The sequence below is a fragment of the Flavobacterium pisciphilum genome (genome assembly GCF_020905345.1).
GTDB lineage: Bacteria > Bacteroidota > Bacteroidia > Flavobacteriales > Flavobacteriaceae > Flavobacterium > Flavobacterium pisciphilum.
The window spans coordinates 2746414-2765483 of sequence record NZ_JAJJMO010000001.1 but is presented as its reverse complement, the minus strand read 5'-3'; the positions used below and the strand labels follow the sequence as shown (position 1 = coordinate 2765483).

17 protein-coding genes are annotated in these 19070 nt (G+C 32.6%); 9 read left to right on the top strand and 8 right to left on the bottom strand.

What is annotated here, in order from left to right; all coding sequences use genetic code 11:
- Positions 1–114: 114 nt before the first annotated feature.
- From LNQ49_RS11685 to LNQ49_RS11660, 6 genes are all read right to left on the bottom strand, one after another.
- Positions 115–1614 carry a RagB/SusD family nutrient uptake outer membrane protein gene (locus LNQ49_RS11685; RefSeq protein ID WP_229989015.1) on the bottom strand — a complete coding sequence of 500 codons (1500 nt, stop codon included), beginning with the start codon at positions 1612–1614 and terminating at the stop codon, positions 115–117.
- Positions 1615–1637: 23 nt separating this feature from the next.
- Positions 1638–4775, bottom strand: a complete 3138-nt coding sequence (locus LNQ49_RS11680) for a SusC/RagA family TonB-linked outer membrane protein (RefSeq protein ID WP_229989014.1) — start codon at positions 4773–4775, stop codon at positions 1638–1640.
- A 768-nt stretch (positions 4776–5543) separates the two neighbouring features.
- A complete protein-coding gene (locus tag LNQ49_RS11675; protein ID WP_035618292.1) occupies positions 5544–6200 on the bottom strand; it encodes an aspartate kinase in 657 nt (218 codons plus the stop codon).
- Positions 6201–6317: 117 nt separating this feature from the next.
- Positions 6318–6677 (bottom strand): YraN family protein, encoded by a 360-nt coding sequence (locus LNQ49_RS11670; protein ID WP_229989013.1) that lies wholly within the window; start codon positions 6675–6677, stop codon positions 6318–6320.
- Between the two features lie 232 nt (positions 6678–6909).
- Complete coding sequence (locus LNQ49_RS11665) at positions 6910–7809, bottom strand: S66 peptidase family protein (protein WP_229989012.1); 900 nt, start codon at positions 7807–7809, stop codon at positions 6910–6912.
- Between the two features lie 114 nt (positions 7810–7923).
- Complete coding sequence (locus LNQ49_RS11660) at positions 7924–8943, bottom strand: XAC2610-related protein (RefSeq protein ID WP_229989011.1); 1020 nt, start codon at positions 8941–8943, stop codon at positions 7924–7926.
- Positions 8944–9111: 168 nt separating this feature from the next.
- On the opposite strand from LNQ49_RS11660, the gene LNQ49_RS11655 reads away from it, so the two are divergent.
- The 9 genes from LNQ49_RS11655 to LNQ49_RS11615 all read left to right on the top strand — a co-directional run bounded on the left by LNQ49_RS11655 (position 9112) and on the right by LNQ49_RS11615 (position 17605).
- Positions 9112–10176, top strand: coding sequence for an endonuclease/exonuclease/phosphatase family protein (locus tag LNQ49_RS11655; RefSeq protein ID WP_229989010.1), 1065 nt, complete (start codon positions 9112–9114; stop codon positions 10174–10176).
- An 83-nt stretch (positions 10177–10259) separates the two neighbouring features.
- Entirely contained in the window at positions 10260–10799 is a 540-nt protein-coding gene (locus tag LNQ49_RS11650; RefSeq protein WP_229989009.1) for a 3-hydroxyanthranilate 3,4-dioxygenase, read from the top strand.
- A 145-nt stretch (positions 10800–10944) separates the two neighbouring features.
- Entirely contained in the window at positions 10945–11871 is a 927-nt protein-coding gene (locus LNQ49_RS11645) for a magnesium transporter CorA family protein (RefSeq protein WP_229989007.1), read from the top strand.
- Between the two features lie 219 nt (positions 11872–12090).
- Positions 12091–12984 carry a CorA family divalent cation transporter gene (locus LNQ49_RS11640; protein ID WP_229989006.1) on the top strand — a complete coding sequence of 298 codons (894 nt, stop codon included), beginning with the start codon at positions 12091–12093 and terminating at the stop codon, positions 12982–12984.
- Between the two features lie 85 nt (positions 12985–13069).
- Positions 13070–14623, top strand: a complete 1554-nt coding sequence (gene amaB, locus LNQ49_RS11635) for an L-piperidine-6-carboxylate dehydrogenase (protein WP_229989005.1) — start codon at positions 13070–13072, stop codon at positions 14621–14623.
- Between the two features lie 130 nt (positions 14624–14753).
- Positions 14754–15566 carry a leucine-rich repeat domain-containing protein gene (locus LNQ49_RS11630; protein ID WP_229989004.1) on the top strand — a complete coding sequence of 271 codons (813 nt, stop codon included), beginning with the start codon at positions 14754–14756 and terminating at the stop codon, positions 15564–15566.
- A 39-nt stretch (positions 15567–15605) separates the two neighbouring features.
- Positions 15606–16649 (top strand): hypothetical protein, encoded by a 1044-nt coding sequence (locus LNQ49_RS11625; protein WP_229989003.1) that lies wholly within the window; start codon positions 15606–15608, stop codon positions 16647–16649.
- A gap of 7 nt (positions 16650–16656) precedes the next feature.
- On the top strand, positions 16657–17220 hold the full coding sequence (locus tag LNQ49_RS11620; RefSeq protein WP_229989002.1) for a LemA family protein: 564 nt from the start codon (positions 16657–16659) through the stop codon (positions 17218–17220).
- The gene (locus tag LNQ49_RS11615) at positions 17201–17605 is read left to right on the top strand and encodes a hypothetical protein (RefSeq protein ID WP_229989001.1); all 405 of its coding nucleotides are present in this window, start codon (positions 17201–17203) and stop codon (positions 17603–17605) included. Before LNQ49_RS11620 ends, LNQ49_RS11615 begins: the two co-directional genes overlap by 20 nt.
- 137 nt (positions 17606–17742) lie before the next feature.
- On the opposite strand, the gene LNQ49_RS11610 is transcribed toward LNQ49_RS11615, so the two are convergent.
- Both LNQ49_RS11610 and LNQ49_RS11605 read right to left on the bottom strand, forming a co-directional pair.
- Positions 17743–18267 (bottom strand): DUF6646 family protein, encoded by a 525-nt coding sequence (locus LNQ49_RS11610; protein ID WP_229989000.1) that lies wholly within the window; start codon positions 18265–18267, stop codon positions 17743–17745.
- A 44-nt stretch (positions 18268–18311) separates the two neighbouring features.
- On the bottom strand, positions 18312–19037 hold the full coding sequence (locus tag LNQ49_RS11605) for a metallophosphoesterase family protein (protein ID WP_229988998.1): 726 nt from the start codon (positions 19035–19037) through the stop codon (positions 18312–18314).
- Between the last annotated feature and the right edge of the window lie 33 nt (positions 19038–19070).

The following is a 19070-nucleotide window of genomic DNA, read 5'->3' as shown; positions in this document are numbered from 1 at the left end:
TATGTATTTCTTTATTTCAGTAGGGATTAATAGAGAAATACGAAATCATTAGATAAAAAGAATAGCCCAAGAAATATAGGGCTATTCTTTTAGAAATTGCAAATGTTTAGTAGATTAATTTGCTTGTAATTCTGTTAATGGAATTGGGTAAAAATTGTTTTTTGCAGCATCAAAACCGGTACGACCGACAGCATCAAGAGCCGATTTTGTTTTGCCCCAACGACGTAAATCATAAAAACGGTAGTTTTCAAGAGGGAATTCCAGTATTCTTTCGTGTTCGATTTGAGCTTTTACCTCATTACCAGTTGTACCAGTCATTGCAGGCATATCTGCTCTATCACGAACTTTGTTAATATATGGAATAGCTTCTGGAGTACGACCTAATTCATTTAGAGCTTCAGCTTGCATTAATAGTACATTCGAGTATCGCATAAGCGGTACATTGATTGCAGTATATTCTTGATCCATTTTTTCTTGAGTGTTTGGTATGAATTTGCGGAATACTGGCTTGTCAGTACCGCCAAATTTGTCATCATAAGTAGTTCCTAATACTCTTGGATTAGCTGCGTCATTAAAATATGGGTCTTTAAAGAAAAGTATGCTATACATACGGGTATCATAATTTCCTGTAGTAGCTATTTTTCCTTCTTTTTTAAATTCATCTACAAGCATAGTACTCGGAAGAATTTCATCCCATCCGCCTAGTTCACCTGCTGCCATCCAAAAATGAAGTGCATTACGATAGAAAGCACCATTAGCAGTTGTTTCTGAAAATTGTAGTTCAAAAATTGATTCTTTCGAATTTCTGATAGTACCATCAAACATCGAAACATAATCTTTTACTAAATCATATCCTTGCACTTTGTTTAATGCAGCAAGCGATTCATTTAAGAATATTTGTTTTTGAGCTGTTTCTTCGTATGCTCTTGTCAAATAAGCAAATCCTAAGTAGCTATTAGCTGCTCCACTAGTTGCACGACCTGTTTTATCTTGTGGTTGTTTAGGAGGTAATATTTCGGCTACAGCTTTAAGTTCACTTGTAATGAAATTCCATGTTTCTACACGTGTTGACAACGGAATGTTTAGGTCACTTTCTTTGGTTATATATTTGTTTCTGATATAAATTTGTTCCCAGTTAAGAAGCAATTTCATGTGATAATAGGCGCGTAAAAAACGAGCTTCGGCTTCAATTTGTCTGCGGTCAGCATCAGTAATAGTTGCAGCTGGAATTTGTGGCAACTTATCAATAACTTGATTTGCATTACTAATACCTCTGTAGTTGAGTCTCCAATAGCTAGTAAATTGACTATTTCCATTGGTATAGGTAAATGTTGAAAGTTCTACCCAGCTTTGGTAATTTAAGGCGTCGCTTCCAAGCTCACAAATATCTTCGCGATACGCTTCTACTGGCCATTTTACTTCAGCAAAAGCCCACTGATCAACTGCTCCTTCGAGTTGAGAATAAGTTGCTGCCAAACCAGATTCGGCATCGGCTTTGTTTCTCCAGAAATTATTTGAAGTAAGTTCATCGGGAGATTGTTGGTCTAGATAGTCACTACAACTTGTGGTAGTGCATAGGCCTATAACGGATAATATAAAAAATATCTTCTTCATGATTGTGTCTTTTAGAAATAGAATTAAAATATGTATTGAACACCTGTTACAAACGTTCTTGTAAATGGATACACGAAACGGTCAATTCCTGTATTCAGAACAGAAGTACGTGAGAATTCTGGATCTATACCTGAGTAGTTTGTGATAGTGAATAAGTTCTCTGCACTCACATAAATTCTCAGTTTGTCTATTTTCGCTCCACCTAGCATTTTATTAGGGATTGTATACCCAATTTGTAACTGACGCATTCTTATAAAATCGCCACTTTCAAGAAAACGATCTGATTCGCGGCTATTTCCATTTGGATCTTGTAAAACGGCACGAGGAGTGTTAGTAGGGTTTTCTGGTGTCCATGAATTTAGCGTTGAAGCCAACATATTGGTTCCAGCGTTCATAGATTCATAGAAATATCTGTTTCCGTTGTATAATTTGTTACCCCAGCCACTTCCTATTAATGCAGAGAAATCGAAACCTTTATAACTTGCTCCTAAACTAATATTAGCCTCAAATTTTGGTAATCCAGTTCCAGAGTATGCTTTATCATTTTCATCTATAACACCATCTCCGTTTAAATCTTTAAATCGAATATCTCCAGGTTGTGCATTTGGTTGTAATAAAACACCATTTTTGCTGTGATTGGCTACTTCCTGCGCAGATTGAAAAATACCATCAGTTTTGTATAAATAGAAACCACTAATCGGATTTCCTACGCGAGCTTGAGTTGGGAAGTGTTCGTCTCCATATTTTAAGCCTTCTCCATAAATTGTCTGTCCTTCGTTTGCAAGTGAAATTACTTTGTTTTTAAGGGTAGACATGTTGAAACCTACATTGTATTTAAATTCATTAACCTGATCGCGGTAATTAACTTCAAGTTCAAATCCACTATTGCTAATTTTACCTACGTTTAAAATCGGATCATCAATTCCAGCAGATGGAGCTAGTTTTTTTGTAATCAATAAATTGTCTGTTACATTATGGTAGTAGTTCATAGAACCACTAATTTTTCCATTTTTAAGAGTAAAATCAATACCAATATTTTTAGAATCAGTTGTTTCCCATTGTAGGTTTCTGTTTTCTAATGTAGTTGCAATACTTCCAGGCCATGGATTACTACCGTTTCCTTGTACGTAACCAGAATCTAAAGAGTTTCCTGTTCTAATTAATGTGTTTGCAGAATAGTATCCTAAGGCAGCTTCGTTACCTAGTTGTCCCCAGCTAGCACGTAATTTTAAAGTTGATATGATAAAGTCTTTCGGGAAGAAGTCTTCTTGCTCTATTTTCCATCCTAATGCGATAGAAGGGAAAGTTCCCCAACGGCTGTCTTCTCCAAATTTAGATGAGCCATCTTTTCTAATGGTCATTTGAAGTAAGTAACGGTCATTGAAAGAATAGTTCAATCGGCTAAAGAAAGAAACGCGATTGTATTGATATTTTGAACCATCTGCTGAGTATGTTCCTCCTTTACCAGCGCCTATAGTTTCGAAACTAGGATCTAAAAACCCAGATGGACGATCTATTGAAACCAATTGTCCATTCTCTACAGAATAATCAGTTGTTTTTCCTTCTACGCTAACTTGATTCCAGTTTGATGATACACCATTTATAGTATTACCAAGCATTAAACCAAAAGTATGTTTCCCAAAAGTTTTATCAATTGTTATAATGTTGTCTAGTATTTGTTCATCCCAATGTGTTCTCACTTCGGTTTGCAATGGATAAAGGTGAACTTCTTTTGGGTTTGCAATGTAAGGAGGGAAATGAGCAGCGTCTTGATTGTTTTTTACACGATAAGAATAGGCTATTTTGTATTTTAACCAAGAGCTAATGTTAGCAGTTATCGCAATATTTGCTGTTAAATCCTGTCCTTTGTCCGTTCTTTTTTTGAAATGTTCTTCAGCAACAGGGTTTGTATTAGTAGGCAAACCATTTTTGTTTGTTAAGCCATAACCATAAGGTTCATTTGCATCATAAACAGGTACTAAAGGTGATATTGCATATACTTCTCTTAATTGAAAATTAGGTAATGCATTTTGCGTTCCTATGAATGCCATTTTTCCATCTACATCAAAAATTGATTTTTTGAAACTAACTCTTGCGCTAGCAGTTTGTTGACCAAAAGTATTGTCGATAACAATTCCTTTTTCTTTCACATAGTTACCATATAAAGCAAATTTAAAATCGCCTTGTCTTCCTTGTACACCTAAACCATAATTTTGAGTAAGTCCAGAACGGAACACCTCATCTTGCCAGTCGGTATTAGTTGTTGATGGATCAGTGATATAAGCAGGAAGTGTTTTAGGAGAAGTAGCATATTTGTTATATTCATCATACATTCTTTTATGTACAGTACGATAACCATCAGCATCTAATAAATCTAGTGTTTTTGCCGTGTTTTTATAAGCCAAAAATGAGCTGAAATCTACTTTTACTCCTTCTTTTTGACCGCTTTTTGTTGTTACAATAATTACTCCATTGGCAGCAACAGATCCGTAAATTGCAGCAGCTGCACCATCTTTAAGAACCTCCATAGATTCTATATTTGTTGGGTTTACTGTTGATATTGAACCTTGAAATCCATCAATAATGTAAAGAGGTTCAGTTGCTCCAAAGGTATTTACTCCACGTATTTTTACTTTTACATCAGCTCCAGCAATACCACCACTTTTTTGCACATTTACTCCAGCAACTAAGCCTTGTAGTGCCTCAGCAGGATTTGTTGTAGCTCGTGTTTCAAGGCTTTCCTTCTTTATAGATGAGATTGCTCCAGTAACATTACTTTTCTTTTGAGAACCATATCCAATAACGATTACCTCATTAAGTTTATTAGTTTCTTCTTGCATTGATACATTTATCTCATGGCGATTATCAAGTGCTTCTTTTTTTTCTATAAAACCTACGTATGAAAAAATAATAGTTTGATTTGTACCACTTGGAGTATACGTTAGCGTGTAAGATCCGTCAAAATCTGTTGCAGCATTGTATTTAGTGCCTTGTATAGATATACTAACACCTGGTAAAGTGTTGTTCTTATCATCTGTAACTTTTCCAGAGATAGTTTTTTTTGCCTGAGTCTCCTGCGCAAGCAGCGTACTAGGTAGCCAAAAAAGGAGAATGATCGGCATTAGAAAAGGCTTCCTAAGTAAGTTTTTTAATTGTTTCATTTTGAGTTAGTTTTTGGTTTCTGGTTTTGGTTAAGCTTTTTATTTTTTTTGGAGGTATTATTTGTTTAGGGTATTAAATTTTTATCATTATGTATTTGTTTTCCTTTTAAAATAGTGATATTGATTTTTTTGAATATAATTTTATAAGAATAATGGAATCCAAATTTAAAGGATTGCATATGTAAAATACACCAGTACCTACCAGTTTGTTTTTTAGCTTTGAGCTAAGAATTCTTTTGATAAAGTATTTTATCAGAAAGTAAAACAGATAAATTGAAGGAGATTTAAGGTTAATAATTAATACTGTTTTATTGAATTATTAACTCGTAAAAGAGAGGTTGCTACTTGATGAAAACAAGTAAAACTTTATATTATGTAGGCTTTGTCTTTGTAATATTAAGTAAAAATGAGAGAAATGAAATATTTTCAAGTAATCTCTTATTCTGTGTTTTTATTCTTAAACGGTTAGTTTTTTTAAAATTGAGATGTATCCAGAATAAATTTTAAAGTATAAAAAGGATTGATGTAAGTGAGAAAATTTATGCTGTTTTAACACTAAAATTAGTTACTTAAGAAGAATGTATTCTATTTGAATTCTTTAAAAAACAACCCTACCAGTATAATTTTGCCTCTTTTTTGATTGAAATAATCAAAGAAGGGTTGGTTCTTATTGATTTATGATGATATAAATGTTGGTAGAAGTATAAAAAAATCCCTTTCTCAATTTTTAAATTGAAAAAGGGATTGGATATAATTTATTTATGGAATTTAGTTTTTTAAGTCTTTGATTACTTTAAATGCGATATCTACTTGATCTTCACTTACTAAAATGGTAAATTCATTTGAAGTAGAGATAACTTCATTTATTATGATTCCTTCCCAAGCTAAACGCTGAAAGATAAAGTAATATATACCTGGAACTACGATATTTTCTTTTGGTAATTTTACAGTAATTGAAGCCAAATTGCTTAATTTCTGAATTAATTTTTCACGAGCAAAGTGTTTCTCAACTAGTTGATTTATACTACTACTAACAACAATATTAGTTTCATTTACTCCACGTGATGAAGTGTAGAATATATCTGATAATGTATTGATATCAGAAATTAAATCAGCTTGTTTGTTTAAGACTGTTTCAGATGCCGCAAAAGTGTAATCAGTAAGTTCTGAACGAACAGTAATTTCGCCAATATTCTTGATTACTTTATTGATTTTGTGGTTTAACTTAAAGTCTAATTCTTCCGTTAGTCGTTTTAACGACATTACTACAGCTCCTTGTTTTACTTCTTTGCCAAACTCGCTTTCTAATTCAGTCATTATGTTTCTAGATAATGAGGTTAAATTAATAATGCCGAGTGATAATGCATTTAATAAAAAAGGCTTCGTTTTGATGTAATTTTCTACGATGGAGGAAACAGTTTTCATAATTTTCTGGTTTTTGTACTAATTTAGTGTGGTTGGTTTAGTTAATTGTGTGTTATATTTTTTTACAAATATAAATTAAAAAACAATTTGTTAAAATTATAACATTAGAAAATTATGTTAAAAGTGATAAAAAGCATCTATAAGATGTTCTATTACAAATGATTCCTTTTTTTTATGGATGGCGACGATATCAAAACGCACTTCAAAATCTATTTCCCTATAGTTTATATAGGCATTTACTGCTTTTATCAGCAATTGAATCTTTTTTTGATTTACAAAATCTTGTGGTAAGCCAAAGTCAAGATTTGATCTTGTCTTTACTTCTACAATTGCTATGATATCCTCTTTGGTGGCAATAATATCAATTTCAGCTTTTTGATAAGTCCAATTGGTTTCAAGAATTTTGTAGCCGTTTTGTTGAAGGTATTCTACAGCAAGTTCTTCTCCTTTTTTCCCTAGTTCGTTGTGGTCAGCCATTTTGAGTATTATGAAATTAGTATTCAGTCAATTCAGGTGCAGTTTGCAGTCACAGTGCTCAGTTGCAGTCACGATGTTGCAGTCACGATGTTGGGGGAGATTCTGGGAAACCAGAGTTGTTTTAAAACGAAGACCTAACAGGTTTTTAAAAGCTGTTAGGTCTAATTGTTGTAATATCAGTATTGTATATAATTCTTGTTGCTAAAGGAGCAACCTGTTTGATAGTGCTAAATTATTTTTCAAAAACAACTGTACTTCCAGATTGGTTCACTTCTATTGAAATTGTACTTCCCATTACTAAAGCTCTATTGTCTTGGATATGCCCTGCTGGGAAATTAAAAATTACTGGGATATTGTATTTCTTGGTAACATCATCAATGATTTCTAAGGCATTTTTCCCCCATGGTATATCATTGTCTTTCATCTTGGTCATAGCACCAATTACAATTCCTTTTAGGTTTTCGATACAACCATTGCGTTTTAAGTTCATCATCATACGGTCAATATGATATAGATATTCATCTAAATCCTCTATGAAAAGTATTTTGTCACGGCAATCAATAGCCGATTTAGATCCTAATAAACTATATAGTATGGATAAATTACCACCAACTAGTTCGCCTGTAGCTTTACCAAATCGGTTCATTGGGTCTGGCGAAATGGAATAAGATATAGGATTGCCAAATAAAGCCATTTTCATAGTAGCAACTGCATCAGGTGTAGCACGTGGAACACTTACGGGCATTATACCATGAATTGATTTGTATCCCATCGTATTAAGATGATTGTGTAGCACAGTTACGTCGCTAAAACCGATAACCCATTTTGGATGTTGTTTGAATTTTGTAAAGTCAAGTAAGTCAATCATTCGAACCGTACCGTAACCACCACGGACACACCAAATCGCTTTAATGTTTGGATTATCCATTTGATGTTGAAAATCGATAGCGCGTTGTTCGTCGGTTCCTGCTAGTTGATTAGTATCTAATCCTATTGTGCTTCCTATTACAGTTTCTATTCCCCAACTTTTAAGTAAGTCGATTGTAGGTTTTAAATTGTCATCAATATTTTTTCTTGCTGTTGCTACTAGGGCTACAGTATCGCCTTTTTGTAAATAAGGAGGTGTTATCATGTTTTGTTGAGATTGACAGGTGAATGATTGTAAAGCAAAAATAAGAAATGTGAATTTACAAAAAGCAAAATGTTTCTTTAGGTATCGGAATTGGTTCATATTCATTTTCTATTTTTAGTTTACAACAACATTCTCTAGTGGTGTTGTAGTTATATCGGTTAATTTTCCTTTTTTGCTGGCAATGTTTCCAGTCCAATTGTATGTTTTCCCTCCAGTTGTTATTGTAATTCCAATAGAATCTGGGTTGTCATATATGATGTAAACAACGTCTTCATTTTTAAATGTAAGAGTGTTGTTTTTTTTGTCAAAATTAAAATTTGGGTTTTGATATTCAATATTTAAAGGGTATGAAAACTCAACTTCATCATTTTTGTCAATTAAAACGTAATTAAGTCCTCGGTCATTTTGATTAAAAAGCACAACTTGTTTTTGATTTTTATCGACTTTAAAAGATAGCACAGTTCTGATGCCATTTTCTTCATCGAGACTAATCATTCTTTTTGTTTTTAATACCATTTTCTTACCGTTCCAATTTTGTTCAGAGTAATTGCTATATGGAAAGTCCATTTGATTATCTTCGACTATCTTGATTACTTTTGGTTTGTTGTTTTCGACTATAAATTCTGAAAATTGATGCCAGCAACATCCGTTTTTTGTCATTACGCTTATTTTCTTTGTTTTATAATTCACTTCGAACATACCGCAATATTCTTGAGCAAGTGCTGTAAAGTCAGGACTGAATTTAAAACCTGTTTTAGTAGCTAGATATATATTAAAAGAGGGGCCATTGTAGCAGCTGTTCCGTCCATCAGAGATGGCAAAATCCTTGATTCCGTCAAAATTGTAATCTTCATATATGATTAAACTTTGTTCATCATAAGGCAATTGTTTAATGTTTGCCAAAACTTTCCCATTATGTAAACTCAACTCTAATTGTTTGGATTCAACTTTTATGATTTGTTTTTTAGTTTTGGTATCATAAATGGCAACCCAACCTTCTGAGAATACGTGAGAAGTGTCGGCTATGAATATTTTCCCATAATGTGCTTTTGAGAAATCATCTACTTTAAAGGTGGTCTGAGCAAAAGCAAAATTGAATAGAAAGAGGAGTAAAGTTGTAGTTAAAAGTTTCATTTTACGTCAATGTTTTCAATGTGAATCCTATGTTTAGAATCTGAATAGGATTATATAAAAACAAAGATAACGATTATGTAAAGTATTTTGGAACTTCTTATTTAAATGAATTAGTTTTATATTTGAAAGATTTTTCTTAAAAATAATTGTTTTTAAATAAAAGTAATAATGAGAGTAGCTGCCTTTTTGGTTTTTTTAAATTTATGGGGAATACAATCTGAGGCACAAACAAAAAAGTATGCTATTCATACTGTAGCTTTTTATAATGTTGAAAATCTTTTTGATACTATAAATAGCCCAAATATTCGTGATGACGAATGGACACCGAATGGATCACGGCATTGGACATCCCAGAAATATTTGAAAAAATTGGAGAACCTAGCCAGAGTTTTGTTTGAAATTGGAACCCCTGAAAATCCTAATGTACCAACACTTATAGGATGCGCCGAAATAGAAAATAGGAGTGTGCTTGAAGATTTAATAAAACAGCCTAAATTAATAGACCAAGATTTTGGAATCATTCATTTTGATTCACCAGACCAACGAGGTATAGATGTTGCATTACTGTATCAGAAAAAATATTTCAAACCAATTACGTATTCAAATATCCCGCTTGTTATTTATAAAAAGCCAATAAAAAAGAGAACTGATACAGTTATGAATAGAAAGGAGCGTGTATTCACTCGAGACCAATTATTAGTATCGGGATTTTTAGATGGAGAGGAAATAAGTATCATTGTAAATCATTGGCCATCTCGCTCAGGCGGAGAACAAAAATCGAGTCCATATCGGGAGTTGGCTGGAGCTTTGAATCGTAGAATAATTGATTCCTTGCAGCGAATTAATCCTGAAGCTAAAGTTATTACAATGGGGGATTTTAACGATGGGCCTTATAACAAAAGTATAAAAGTTGGGCTTGGAGCCAAGGCTAACAAAAAAGATGTCATGGAGTATGGAATTTATAATCCATTTGAGGATATGGCAAAGAAAGGAATGGGGACTATTGCATATCGAGATTCATGGGATGTTTTTGATCAAATCATGGTTACTCAATCTTTGATTAAATCAGATTTTAATTCCTTTCAATTTTGGAAAGCTGGAATTTTTAATAAATTGTTTTTAGTCCAAACTTCAGGTAAATACAAAGGATATCCGCTGCGACATGGGACAACAGAAGTTGGTTTCAGCGATCACTTTCCAGTTTATATTTATCTTATTAAAGAACTTAACTGAGTCGCAGTTTTCAATTTTAGACTATATACTGGCACTGAATTTTTTTATTAACTTAGCACCTCAAAACTCAGCACTACTAAATTATGGCTATAGCAAAACCATTCAATCTTACTAAATGGATTGATGAAAATCGTCACCTACTTAAACCACCAGTAGGTAATAAAAACTTATATATCGAATCTGAAGATTATATTGTAATGGTTGTTGCGGGACCAAATGCCCGAAAGGATTATCACTATAATGAAACCGAAGAGTTGTTTTACCAACTTGAGGGGAGTATAAAAGTTATTATTCAAGAAGACGGAGAGCGCAAAGAAATGGATTTGCATGCAGGAGATATGTATCTTCATCCTGCTCGTATACCACATTGTCCAGTACGCTCAGAAGGTTCTATAGGCTTGGTAATCGAAAGAAAACGAGTTGGAAAAGGACATAAAGATGGATTGCTTTGGCATTGTGATACTTGCAATCATAAATTGTACGAAGTGTTTTTTGAACTTCATAACATCGAAAAAGATTTCTTGCCACACTTTGAGCATTTCTACAATTCTAAGGATTTGAGAACCTGTACTAATTGTGGTACTGTGATGGAATCAGACCCGAGATTTACGGCTAAAAAATAATTCTGAGTTTTCTACATAAAAGATATACTTTTGCAAAAAAAAATAAATTATCCACATGGACGATTATTATTCGAGGAAGAAGAAAGATAAACAGGAGTAGTTGTTGCATTATGCATGCGCTATTCCTAAAATAACGTTTTGCATTATGATTACCTTTTACAAAAACAACAACGGATTATTTCCAACTGAAAACCGTGAAAACAACAAATGGATTAATGTAGTTTGTCCAACACAGGAAGAAACTAAATTTTTACTCCAAGAGTTACAAATTCCAGAAGCTTTTTATAACGATATTGAAGATATTGACGAACGACCTCGTATCGAAATCGAGAATGGTTGGTTTCTTATCATATTGCGAATTCCTTTTAAAAGTAATGATGCAAAATTACCTTTCAATACAGCACCACTGGGTTTAATGTTTAAAGATGATGTTTTTGTATCCTTAAGTTTTCATCAAGCCGAAATTTTATCTGATTTTGTTTTATATACTCAACGCAAAAAATCAGATGTAAAGAACCATTTCGATTTGGTTTTAAGATTGCTTTTGTCTTCTAGTATTTGGTTCTTAAAATACCTAAAGCAAATCAATCAGCGTATTCGATTGGCAGAAGATAACCTCGAAAAGTCAATTAAAAATGAAGAATTGCAAGCATTGCTTCAAATAGAAAAATGTTTGGTGTTCTTTATTACTTCATTAAAAGGCAACGATATGTTGTTTCATAGAATCAAAAACCTGAAAAATCATAAAGAAGATTTCGATCCTGTTTTGCTAGAAGATGTAGAAATTGAGTTGAGACAAGCCGAAGAAACTACTAATATTTATAGTAATATCTTAACCGGAATGATGGATGCCTATGCATCGGTGATCTCGAATAACTTAAATGTTATCATGAAGAGATTAACCTCGATTTCGATTATTTTAATGATTCCTACATTGGTAGCAAGTTTATATGGGATGAACGTTCCTAACAATCTTCAAGAAAACAGTTACGGTTTTGTTGTTATACTATTGATCTCATTATTAATATCTATTTGTGGTGTTTTCTTATTTAAGAAAAAGAATATGTTTTAATAAGTTTGACTTATAGATAAATTCAATAATAAGAATTACAAATTTTATTTCGCGCAGATTTCACAAGATTTAAGCTGATATATGTAGATTTTTTTCTCAAATAATCTGTTTTTAATCTGCAATAGTTGCGTGAAACATAAATCATTTTGCTTGTTTCAAATCCTTAATCGTAACTTTATAGGTTTTGAATCAACCTTAAATTTAAAACGAAATAGTATAATGGCTAAAAATATCTCTGAAAAATCATTCGAATCGTTTAATTGGCTTGATATAAAAGGGCCTTCAGAAGGGCAACTAGAGGATATTGCTAAAAAGTTTGATTTAGAGGTTTTTCCTGTCAAGGATTCGGTTGAACATGGGCATTTACCTAAAATTGAAAAAATCAAAAATTTTAATTTCATTATTCTAAGAGCCTATACAGCCAATGAATATGATAATAATTCTACTGTAGAAGAGCTTTCAAATAAAGTGGCTTTTTTTTATAACGAAAAGCAGCTAATCACCATACATAGAACCCCTTTTCCCTTCTTAGAGGATATTTTTAAATCGGATTCAAAATGCGATTCGGTTTATGAACTACTAATACATATTTTTAAAGATATTGTATTGACCTACAGTGCGCCTTCACAATGGCAAACAGACCAAATCGATGAGGTAGAGAAAACAATCTTTTTAAAACAACAAAACAAAATCTCTTTAGAGGATTTGTATTTCCAAAAGGCAGAAACCAGAATTACCAAAAAATTATTGATACTTACGCAGAATGTTATCAATAAAATTAAGGTTCCAGAAGAAAATGCTTCAGCTCTTGAAGATGTAAAAGATAATTTGGTTAAGCTTATACTAGCGTATGAGGAGGCTATGGAGGATGCAATAAATTTAATGAATACATTTTTGTCAGTAACTGCTCAGAAAAATAACGATGTGGTTAAATTATTAACAGTTTTTTCTGCTTTTTTCTTGCCTCTGACCTTTTTAGTTGGGGTTTATGGAATGAATTTTAAATTTATGCCAGAATTGGAGTGGAAATTTGGTTATTTGTACGCAATTATTTTTATGTTTGCCATGTGTGTTTTTATTTATATATGGTTTAAAAAGAAAAACATTATGTAGTTAGAAACAATTAAATTTTAATAGATAAATTAATTCAGATATATTTACATAAATAAATATAACAATTTTTAACAAAAAAGTTACAATGATAACAATAGCAGAGCAATTCGGAATGAAAGACGCATTGGCGCAATTGGGTATAAAAGCCATAAACGAAGGGACATCAACTGGAATAAATCATTTTTCTTCAGGAGATACCTTAGATAGTTTTTCGCCAGTAGACGGAAAATTAATTGCATCAGTAAAAACATCAACAGCTGCCGATTATGAAAAAGTAATGCAGACAGCAACAGAAGCTTTTAAAGTATTTAGACTTATGCCAGCACCACAACGTGGTGAAATTGTGCGTCAGTTTGGAGAAAAATTGCGTCAAAATAAAGAAGCTTTAGGTAAATTGGTTTCTTACGAAATGGGGAAATCATTACAAGAAGGATATGGAGAAGTTCAAGAGATGATTGATATTTGCGATTTCGCAGTAGGATTATCACGTCAGCTTCATGGTTTAACAATGCATTCAGAGCGTCCAGGACACCGTATGTATGAGCAATATCACCCAATGGGAGTTGTCGGAATTATTTCGGCATTTAACTTTCCAGTAGCGGTTTGGTCATGGAATACAGCTTTAGCTTGGATTTGTGGAGATGTTTGCGTGTGGAAGCCATCTGAAAAAACACCACTTTGTGGAATAGCTTGCCAAAATATAATTGCACAAGTAATTAAAGAGAACAACCTTCCAGAAGGAATTTCTTGTTTAATAAATGGAGATTACAAAGTTGGGGAGTTAATGACAAATGATAAACGTATTCCTTTAATCTCAGCTACAGGTTCTACTCGTATGGGTAAAATTGTTGCACAAGCTGTTGCAGGACGTTTAGGTAAATCATTATTAGAATTAGGTGGAAACAATGCAATTATTGTTACTCCAGATGCAGATATAAAAATGACAGTTATTGGTGCTGTTTTTGGTGCTGTAGGGACTGCAGGACAACGTTGTACATCAACACGTCGTTTGATTATTCATGAAAGTATTTATGATAAAGTAAAAGATGCGATTGTTTCAGCTTACAAACAGTTACGTATCGGAAATCCTTTGGATGAGAATAACCATGTTGGTCCGCTTATCGATACAGATGCAGTAGCAATGTATGCAAATGCTTTAACAAAAGTTGTTGCTGAAGGAGGAAAAATTCTTGTAGAAGGTGGAGTACTTTCTGGAGAAGGGTATGAAAGTGGTTGTTATGTAAAACCAGCTATAGCTGAAGCTCAGAATTCATTTGAAATTGTACAACACGAAACGTTTGCTCCTGTTTTGTATTTAATAAAATATAGTGGAACTGTTGAAAATGCAGTTGACATTCAAAACGGTGTTGCACAAGGATTGTCTTCAGCAATCATGACCAATAATTTGCGTGAAGCAGAGCATTTCTTATCAGTTGTAGGTTCTGATTGCGGTATTGCAAACGTAAACATAGGAACTTCTGGTGCTGAAATTGGTGGTGCTTTTGGTGGTGAAAAAGAAACTGGTGGTGGTCGTGAATCAGGTTCTGATGCTTGGAAAATTTACATGCGTCGTCAAACCAACACAATCAATTATACTACAAGTTTGCCATTGGCACAAGGAATAAAATTTGATTTATAAGAATACGATTTCTTTATACAGAAACCGCTTTTTCCATTTTGTTTGGAAGAAGCGGTTTTTTTTAATGCTCAATTTGTAGTGTTTTATTTATATTAGCATCTTAAAGATAAGATATTGAAAAATTATTAAAATGAGTTTGATTTTTTTAGCCGGACTTACTCCTGCAGGATATGTTTTTTTAGGAGTAATAGCGTTGTCTTTTTTAATTGCTTATCTATGGCTTAAGTCATCAGGAAAAAAAGAAAAATTAGGGTGTCTTCCTATTGGATTAACGGCTCTTATCATTTGGTTTGTTTTAATGTTTCCGGTTTTTATTTCTCTAGAAATTATTCAAAATGGAATACCTGCGACTAAAATTGGGTTGGCAGTTTTTTGGATTTTAATTATTGGTTTTCTAGCTTATGTTATATTTAGTAAAAACAGAAAAAGGGTTAAAGAAGTTGTTTTTCTAATTTTTAGAAATATTTTGTATCTAATAATTTTATGTCTGTTCTTGACACTGCTCTTAGGGATGATATACTATGTGTATTTGAATCTTTTTACTCATGAAAAAGATGATGCGCCTATCTGGACAGTTCTTGTATGTATATTTTTCATTGCATCGCTTATTTTGGCTGCTTTCGGGCTTTTTATTCAAAGTAAAGAGGGGAAGAAAAAAGAAAAAACAACTTTTTACAATTTAGAAGAGGCAAAATTAAAACCAGAGTCGGTTGTAGAGCTAAATTTGTCTAAGACTAAAATGGATGAATTTCCAGTAGCAATTTTCCAATTTACTAATTTGAAATTCTTGATTTTAAGTAATAATAACATTAGCGAAATCCCTAATGATATCAATAAGTTAAAGCTTTTGATAGGTTTGGATGTAAGCAATAATCCAATATCTGATTTAGAGAGAAATAGAATCCGAAAGTTACTTTCTAAAGATGTAGAAATTGTGTTTTAATGAAGTTTAGGGTAGAATAACCTTTTTTAAGTTTTAATAATGGATGAATTTTTAGCTTTTTTAGACCAAAATAAACTGGATGGTGGAGTGGTAATCTTTCTGATGCTTTTCAGTCTTGGTATTGCTTTGTTTCAAACAGTAATTTTTTCGGGTTTATATAATTTAAAGTTCCCAACATGGTTATTTTTTGTTTTATGCCCATCGCTAATTGGGTTGAGTTTTTTGATTGATTCAAAATATACCCTTGTTGTTTTTTTCTTTTTATTTGCTTCCGTTTTCATTTTCGGAATAATAGGCATGTTCTATTCTGGCATTCAAAATAGTAAAATTGAAAATGCACAAAGAGAGAAGTTCAATAGATTACACAACATTCAAAAAACACCTTTGAGTAAAAAATTACTTGGGTTACTTATTGCAGCAGGAGTCGTTGGAGCATTTTTTTGGTTAGCAAAAATGGAGCGATTAGAGCTTCTGATTGTTATTATTCCAAGCATTATTTTTATAAAAATCATCTTCTTTCCTAGTAATAAAAGCAAGTTTCTTAAACTTCAAGGGGTATTGCCAACTTCCAAAATGAGTGCGATTGCTATGGGAATGGTTGAAGTAGAAGGAGATTTAGAAGAAATAGAGCCTATCATTTCGCCTTATTTTAGTAAGCCATGTATTGGTTATTATTATACTATTGAAGAAGAAGGGCAAGCAGATGATGATGGCAAAAGGTCTTATCATACTGTTTTTACAGAATTGAAAACAGGAACGTTCAAGATCAAAGATGAAACCGGTGCTGTAACGGTAGATGGAGAAGGTATGGAGTTTTATTTTGATCGGATTGATAAACAAGAGGGAGGTAAAAGAAGACATTCTGAAACCTATTTAAAACATAACGATTATATGTTACTCATTGGTAATGCCGAATCTGATGAAGGGAATGTTATAATCAAAAAAGGAAATTCTAATGGAATTTTTGGGGTTGCTATACCACAAAGCATCTCATTCAGAAATAAATATAGACCATTGTTGGTTTCATTTTTAACGACATTATTTTTTATTACGCTTATACTTATCTATATCATTTTAAACTAAACAAAATATGACCGCACAAAACATTGCTTTAATCGTAGGATTGCTTTTACTAATTGTATTCTTTAATTATTTTATTGGTATTTATAATAAGCTTGTTATGCTGAAGAATAATTTTGAAAAAGCTTTCAGGAATATAGATGTTATTTTGATGCAAAGGGCTGAAGAAGTGCCAGAATTGGTTAAAGTTGCTTCTAAATTCATGGAGCATGAAACAGCTATGCTAACAAATTTGACCAAGTTACGTACTGATTTTTTAAATTCTAAAACAGTCGATGAAAAGATTGAAAACGCAAATGAGTTTTCTAAATCGTTGAAAACGTTATTTGCGGTTTCAGAAAATTACCCAACGCTTTCGTCGAATGCAAATTTTGTTGAATTACAAAAACGAGTTTCACAGATGGAAGACAAAATTGCCGATAGGAGAGAGTTCTTTAATGACAGTGTGAATCTGTATAATATCGGTATTCAAGAGTTTCCAAACTTTATTTTAGCAAAGATACTGGGCTATCAAACGCAAACCTTATTTGAAGTTTCACCAGAAGAAAAAGCATATGATGGGATTCAATTTTAATACTTTTTTTGGTTACGAAACAGATATTAATAATCTGGACAATCAGATTTTGATTTATGGTTTTGCAGCTATTATCTTTACGATGTTAGGATTATCAATTATTGCTGCTGGTGCTAGAAAAATGGGCTTTATTGCAATAATTAGTCATTTTATATCTCCATTGTTGTTGTGTCTTGGACTCACTCTAATTCTGTCGATATTGCCAACGATAATTTTTCTTGTTGTAGCTTCAGATATTTCGGGTGTAAAGATTATTTACAGTTGGATAGTAATTTTTCTTGGGATGTTATTCTTTGTTATGTTCAATCTCAATACTATCAAAAACTTTGTGAAAGAATTTGGAACATTGGCAGAGAAAGAAGAATTCAGGAATAGAAAAAGATAACTAATTGGCTATTATAAAGAAAGGCTTCCTAAATATGGAAGCCTTTCTTTTGTCTTTAAAGGAATGGTTTTATAAAAAAAGGGCATTTGAATATTTCAAATGCCCTTTTGTATAGCTTGTACGTGTTTTTTATATTTCTATAAATTGAATGAAGCTCCTAAGCTAAAAGTAACTTGATTGTTTAAATGGTCAAACATTTTATCGTTGTTACCGTATTTTGCAATTGGGAATCCAAGTTCAGTGAATACTCCAAATCCTTCTGTGAAGAAATAACGACCACCTACGTGACCACCAAAATTTCTTAATCCAAGGCTTAATCCTGGGTAAACGTCTAATTTCTTGTCAACATTTATTACGCTTCCTAAGTTTGCATTCATTCTAACTTTTGCATCAAAACGATCTTTAAATTCAGGTTTAGCACCATAATATTGTGTTGAACCATAGAAACCATTATATTCATTTATTCCTAATAAATAGCTACTTACAACTCCAACAGAGAAATTTTCTCCAAGTCCAAAATCGATAGATGCTTGAATACCAGTACCACCATCTTGAATGTTTGCACCGATGTTAACCTTAGTGTCACCTTTTCCACTGAATGCTTGTTGCGCTTGAGTTAAACCAAATACTAATAAAAACGCAAGTGTAATAATCTTTTTCATAAAATATAGGGATTTATTTTTTTGCAAAAATAAGGCTTTATATATCAATTCCTACCTTTTTCGTCAAAATACAACTCGTTTAATGGCTCACTTTGCCAGAATTCTTTACTATCAATATCCATTATAGTTAATCTTCCTGTAAATGCAGCTCCAGTATCGACGTTCCAAACATTGGCCTTTTGTATTGGAATAGTTTCGTGAATTCTTGTCACTGGAGTATGTCCAATAAAGATTTCTTTATATAATTTTAATCTTTTTGGATAGAGTAGAGAGTCCGTTTCCATATTAGGATCTAAAGCCATAGCAGTTTCCCACAAGGTTCTGTCCCAAAAAAAAGATTCAAATGAATATTCATAAGTCACCCCTCTTAAATTAGTAAAACCTGCATGAATAAATAATCTGTTTTCAGAGTCTAGATAATAACCTTGTAATGATTCAAGAAAAGAAACGTGTATTTGTTTGTGAGTTTCAGTAATCGATTCGTAAGCAAGAACTGTTGATTCACCACCGTGATGATGCCATAATTCATTGTCTTTGCCGTCTCTTATCCATTGTTGTAGTAAATCATCATGATTACCTCGGATGCAAATACAGTTTTGTTTTTGTTTTAATTCAATTAAAAAATCAATCACTTGTGGGGATTGACTCCAACCATCAACATAATCACCCAAGAAAATTAAGGTGTCTTTGCTTGTTACAGCGGCTCTTTCGAGTACTTGTTTCAAAGCGATTAAGCCACCATGGATGTCTCCAATAACGAATGTTCTCATTTTAATGTTTTGTAATGTACTTACAAAAATAGG

What these genes read in the sequence shown, in the direction of transcription:
- LNQ49_RS11670 (WP_229989013.1), bottom strand. Translation starts at nt 6,677, where the DNA reads ATGGCTGACCACAACGAACTAGGGAAAAAAGGAGAAGAACTTGCTGTA.
- LNQ49_RS11625 (WP_229989003.1), top strand. Translation starts at nt 15,606, where the DNA reads ATGGATGAATTTTTAGCTTTTTTAGACCAAAATAAACTGGATGGTGGA.
- LNQ49_RS11650 (WP_229989009.1), top strand. Translation starts at nt 10,260, where the DNA reads ATGGCTATAGCAAAACCATTCAATCTTACTAAATGGATTGATGAAAAT.
- LNQ49_RS11605 (WP_229988998.1), bottom strand. Translation starts at nt 19,037, where the DNA reads ATGAGAACATTCGTTATTGGAGACATCCATGGTGGCTTAATCGCTTTG.
- amaB (WP_229989005.1), top strand. Translation starts at nt 13,070, where the DNA reads ATGATAACAATAGCAGAGCAATTCGGAATGAAAGACGCATTGGCGCAA.
- LNQ49_RS11665 (WP_229989012.1), bottom strand. Translation starts at nt 7,809, where the DNA reads ATGATAACACCTCCTTATTTACAAAAAGGCGATACTGTAGCCCTAGTA.
- LNQ49_RS11655 (WP_229989010.1), top strand. Translation starts at nt 9,112, where the DNA reads ATGAGAGTAGCTGCCTTTTTGGTTTTTTTAAATTTATGGGGAATACAA.
- LNQ49_RS11680 (WP_229989014.1), bottom strand. Translation starts at nt 4,775, where the DNA reads ATGAAACAATTAAAAAACTTACTTAGGAAGCCTTTTCTAATGCCGATC.
- LNQ49_RS11615 (WP_229989001.1), top strand. Translation starts at nt 17,201, where the DNA reads ATGATGGGATTCAATTTTAATACTTTTTTTGGTTACGAAACAGATATT.
- LNQ49_RS11640 (WP_229989006.1), top strand. Translation starts at nt 12,091, where the DNA reads ATGGCTAAAAATATCTCTGAAAAATCATTCGAATCGTTTAATTGGCTT.
- LNQ49_RS11630 (WP_229989004.1), top strand. Translation starts at nt 14,754, where the DNA reads ATGAGTTTGATTTTTTTAGCCGGACTTACTCCTGCAGGATATGTTTTT.
- LNQ49_RS11645 (WP_229989007.1), top strand. Translation starts at nt 10,945, where the DNA reads ATGATTACCTTTTACAAAAACAACAACGGATTATTTCCAACTGAAAAC.
- LNQ49_RS11685 (WP_229989015.1), bottom strand. Translation starts at nt 1,614, where the DNA reads ATGAAGAAGATATTTTTTATATTATCCGTTATAGGCCTATGCACTACC.
- LNQ49_RS11675 (WP_035618292.1), bottom strand. Translation starts at nt 6,200, where the DNA reads ATGAAAACTGTTTCCTCCATCGTAGAAAATTACATCAAAACGAAGCCT.
- LNQ49_RS11610 (WP_229989000.1), bottom strand. Translation starts at nt 18,267, where the DNA reads ATGAAAAAGATTATTACACTTGCGTTTTTATTAGTATTTGGTTTAACT.
- LNQ49_RS11620 (WP_229989002.1), top strand. Translation starts at nt 16,657, where the DNA reads ATGACCGCACAAAACATTGCTTTAATCGTAGGATTGCTTTTACTAATT.
- LNQ49_RS11660 (WP_229989011.1), bottom strand. Translation starts at nt 8,943, where the DNA reads ATGAAACTTTTAACTACAACTTTACTCCTCTTTCTATTCAATTTTGCT.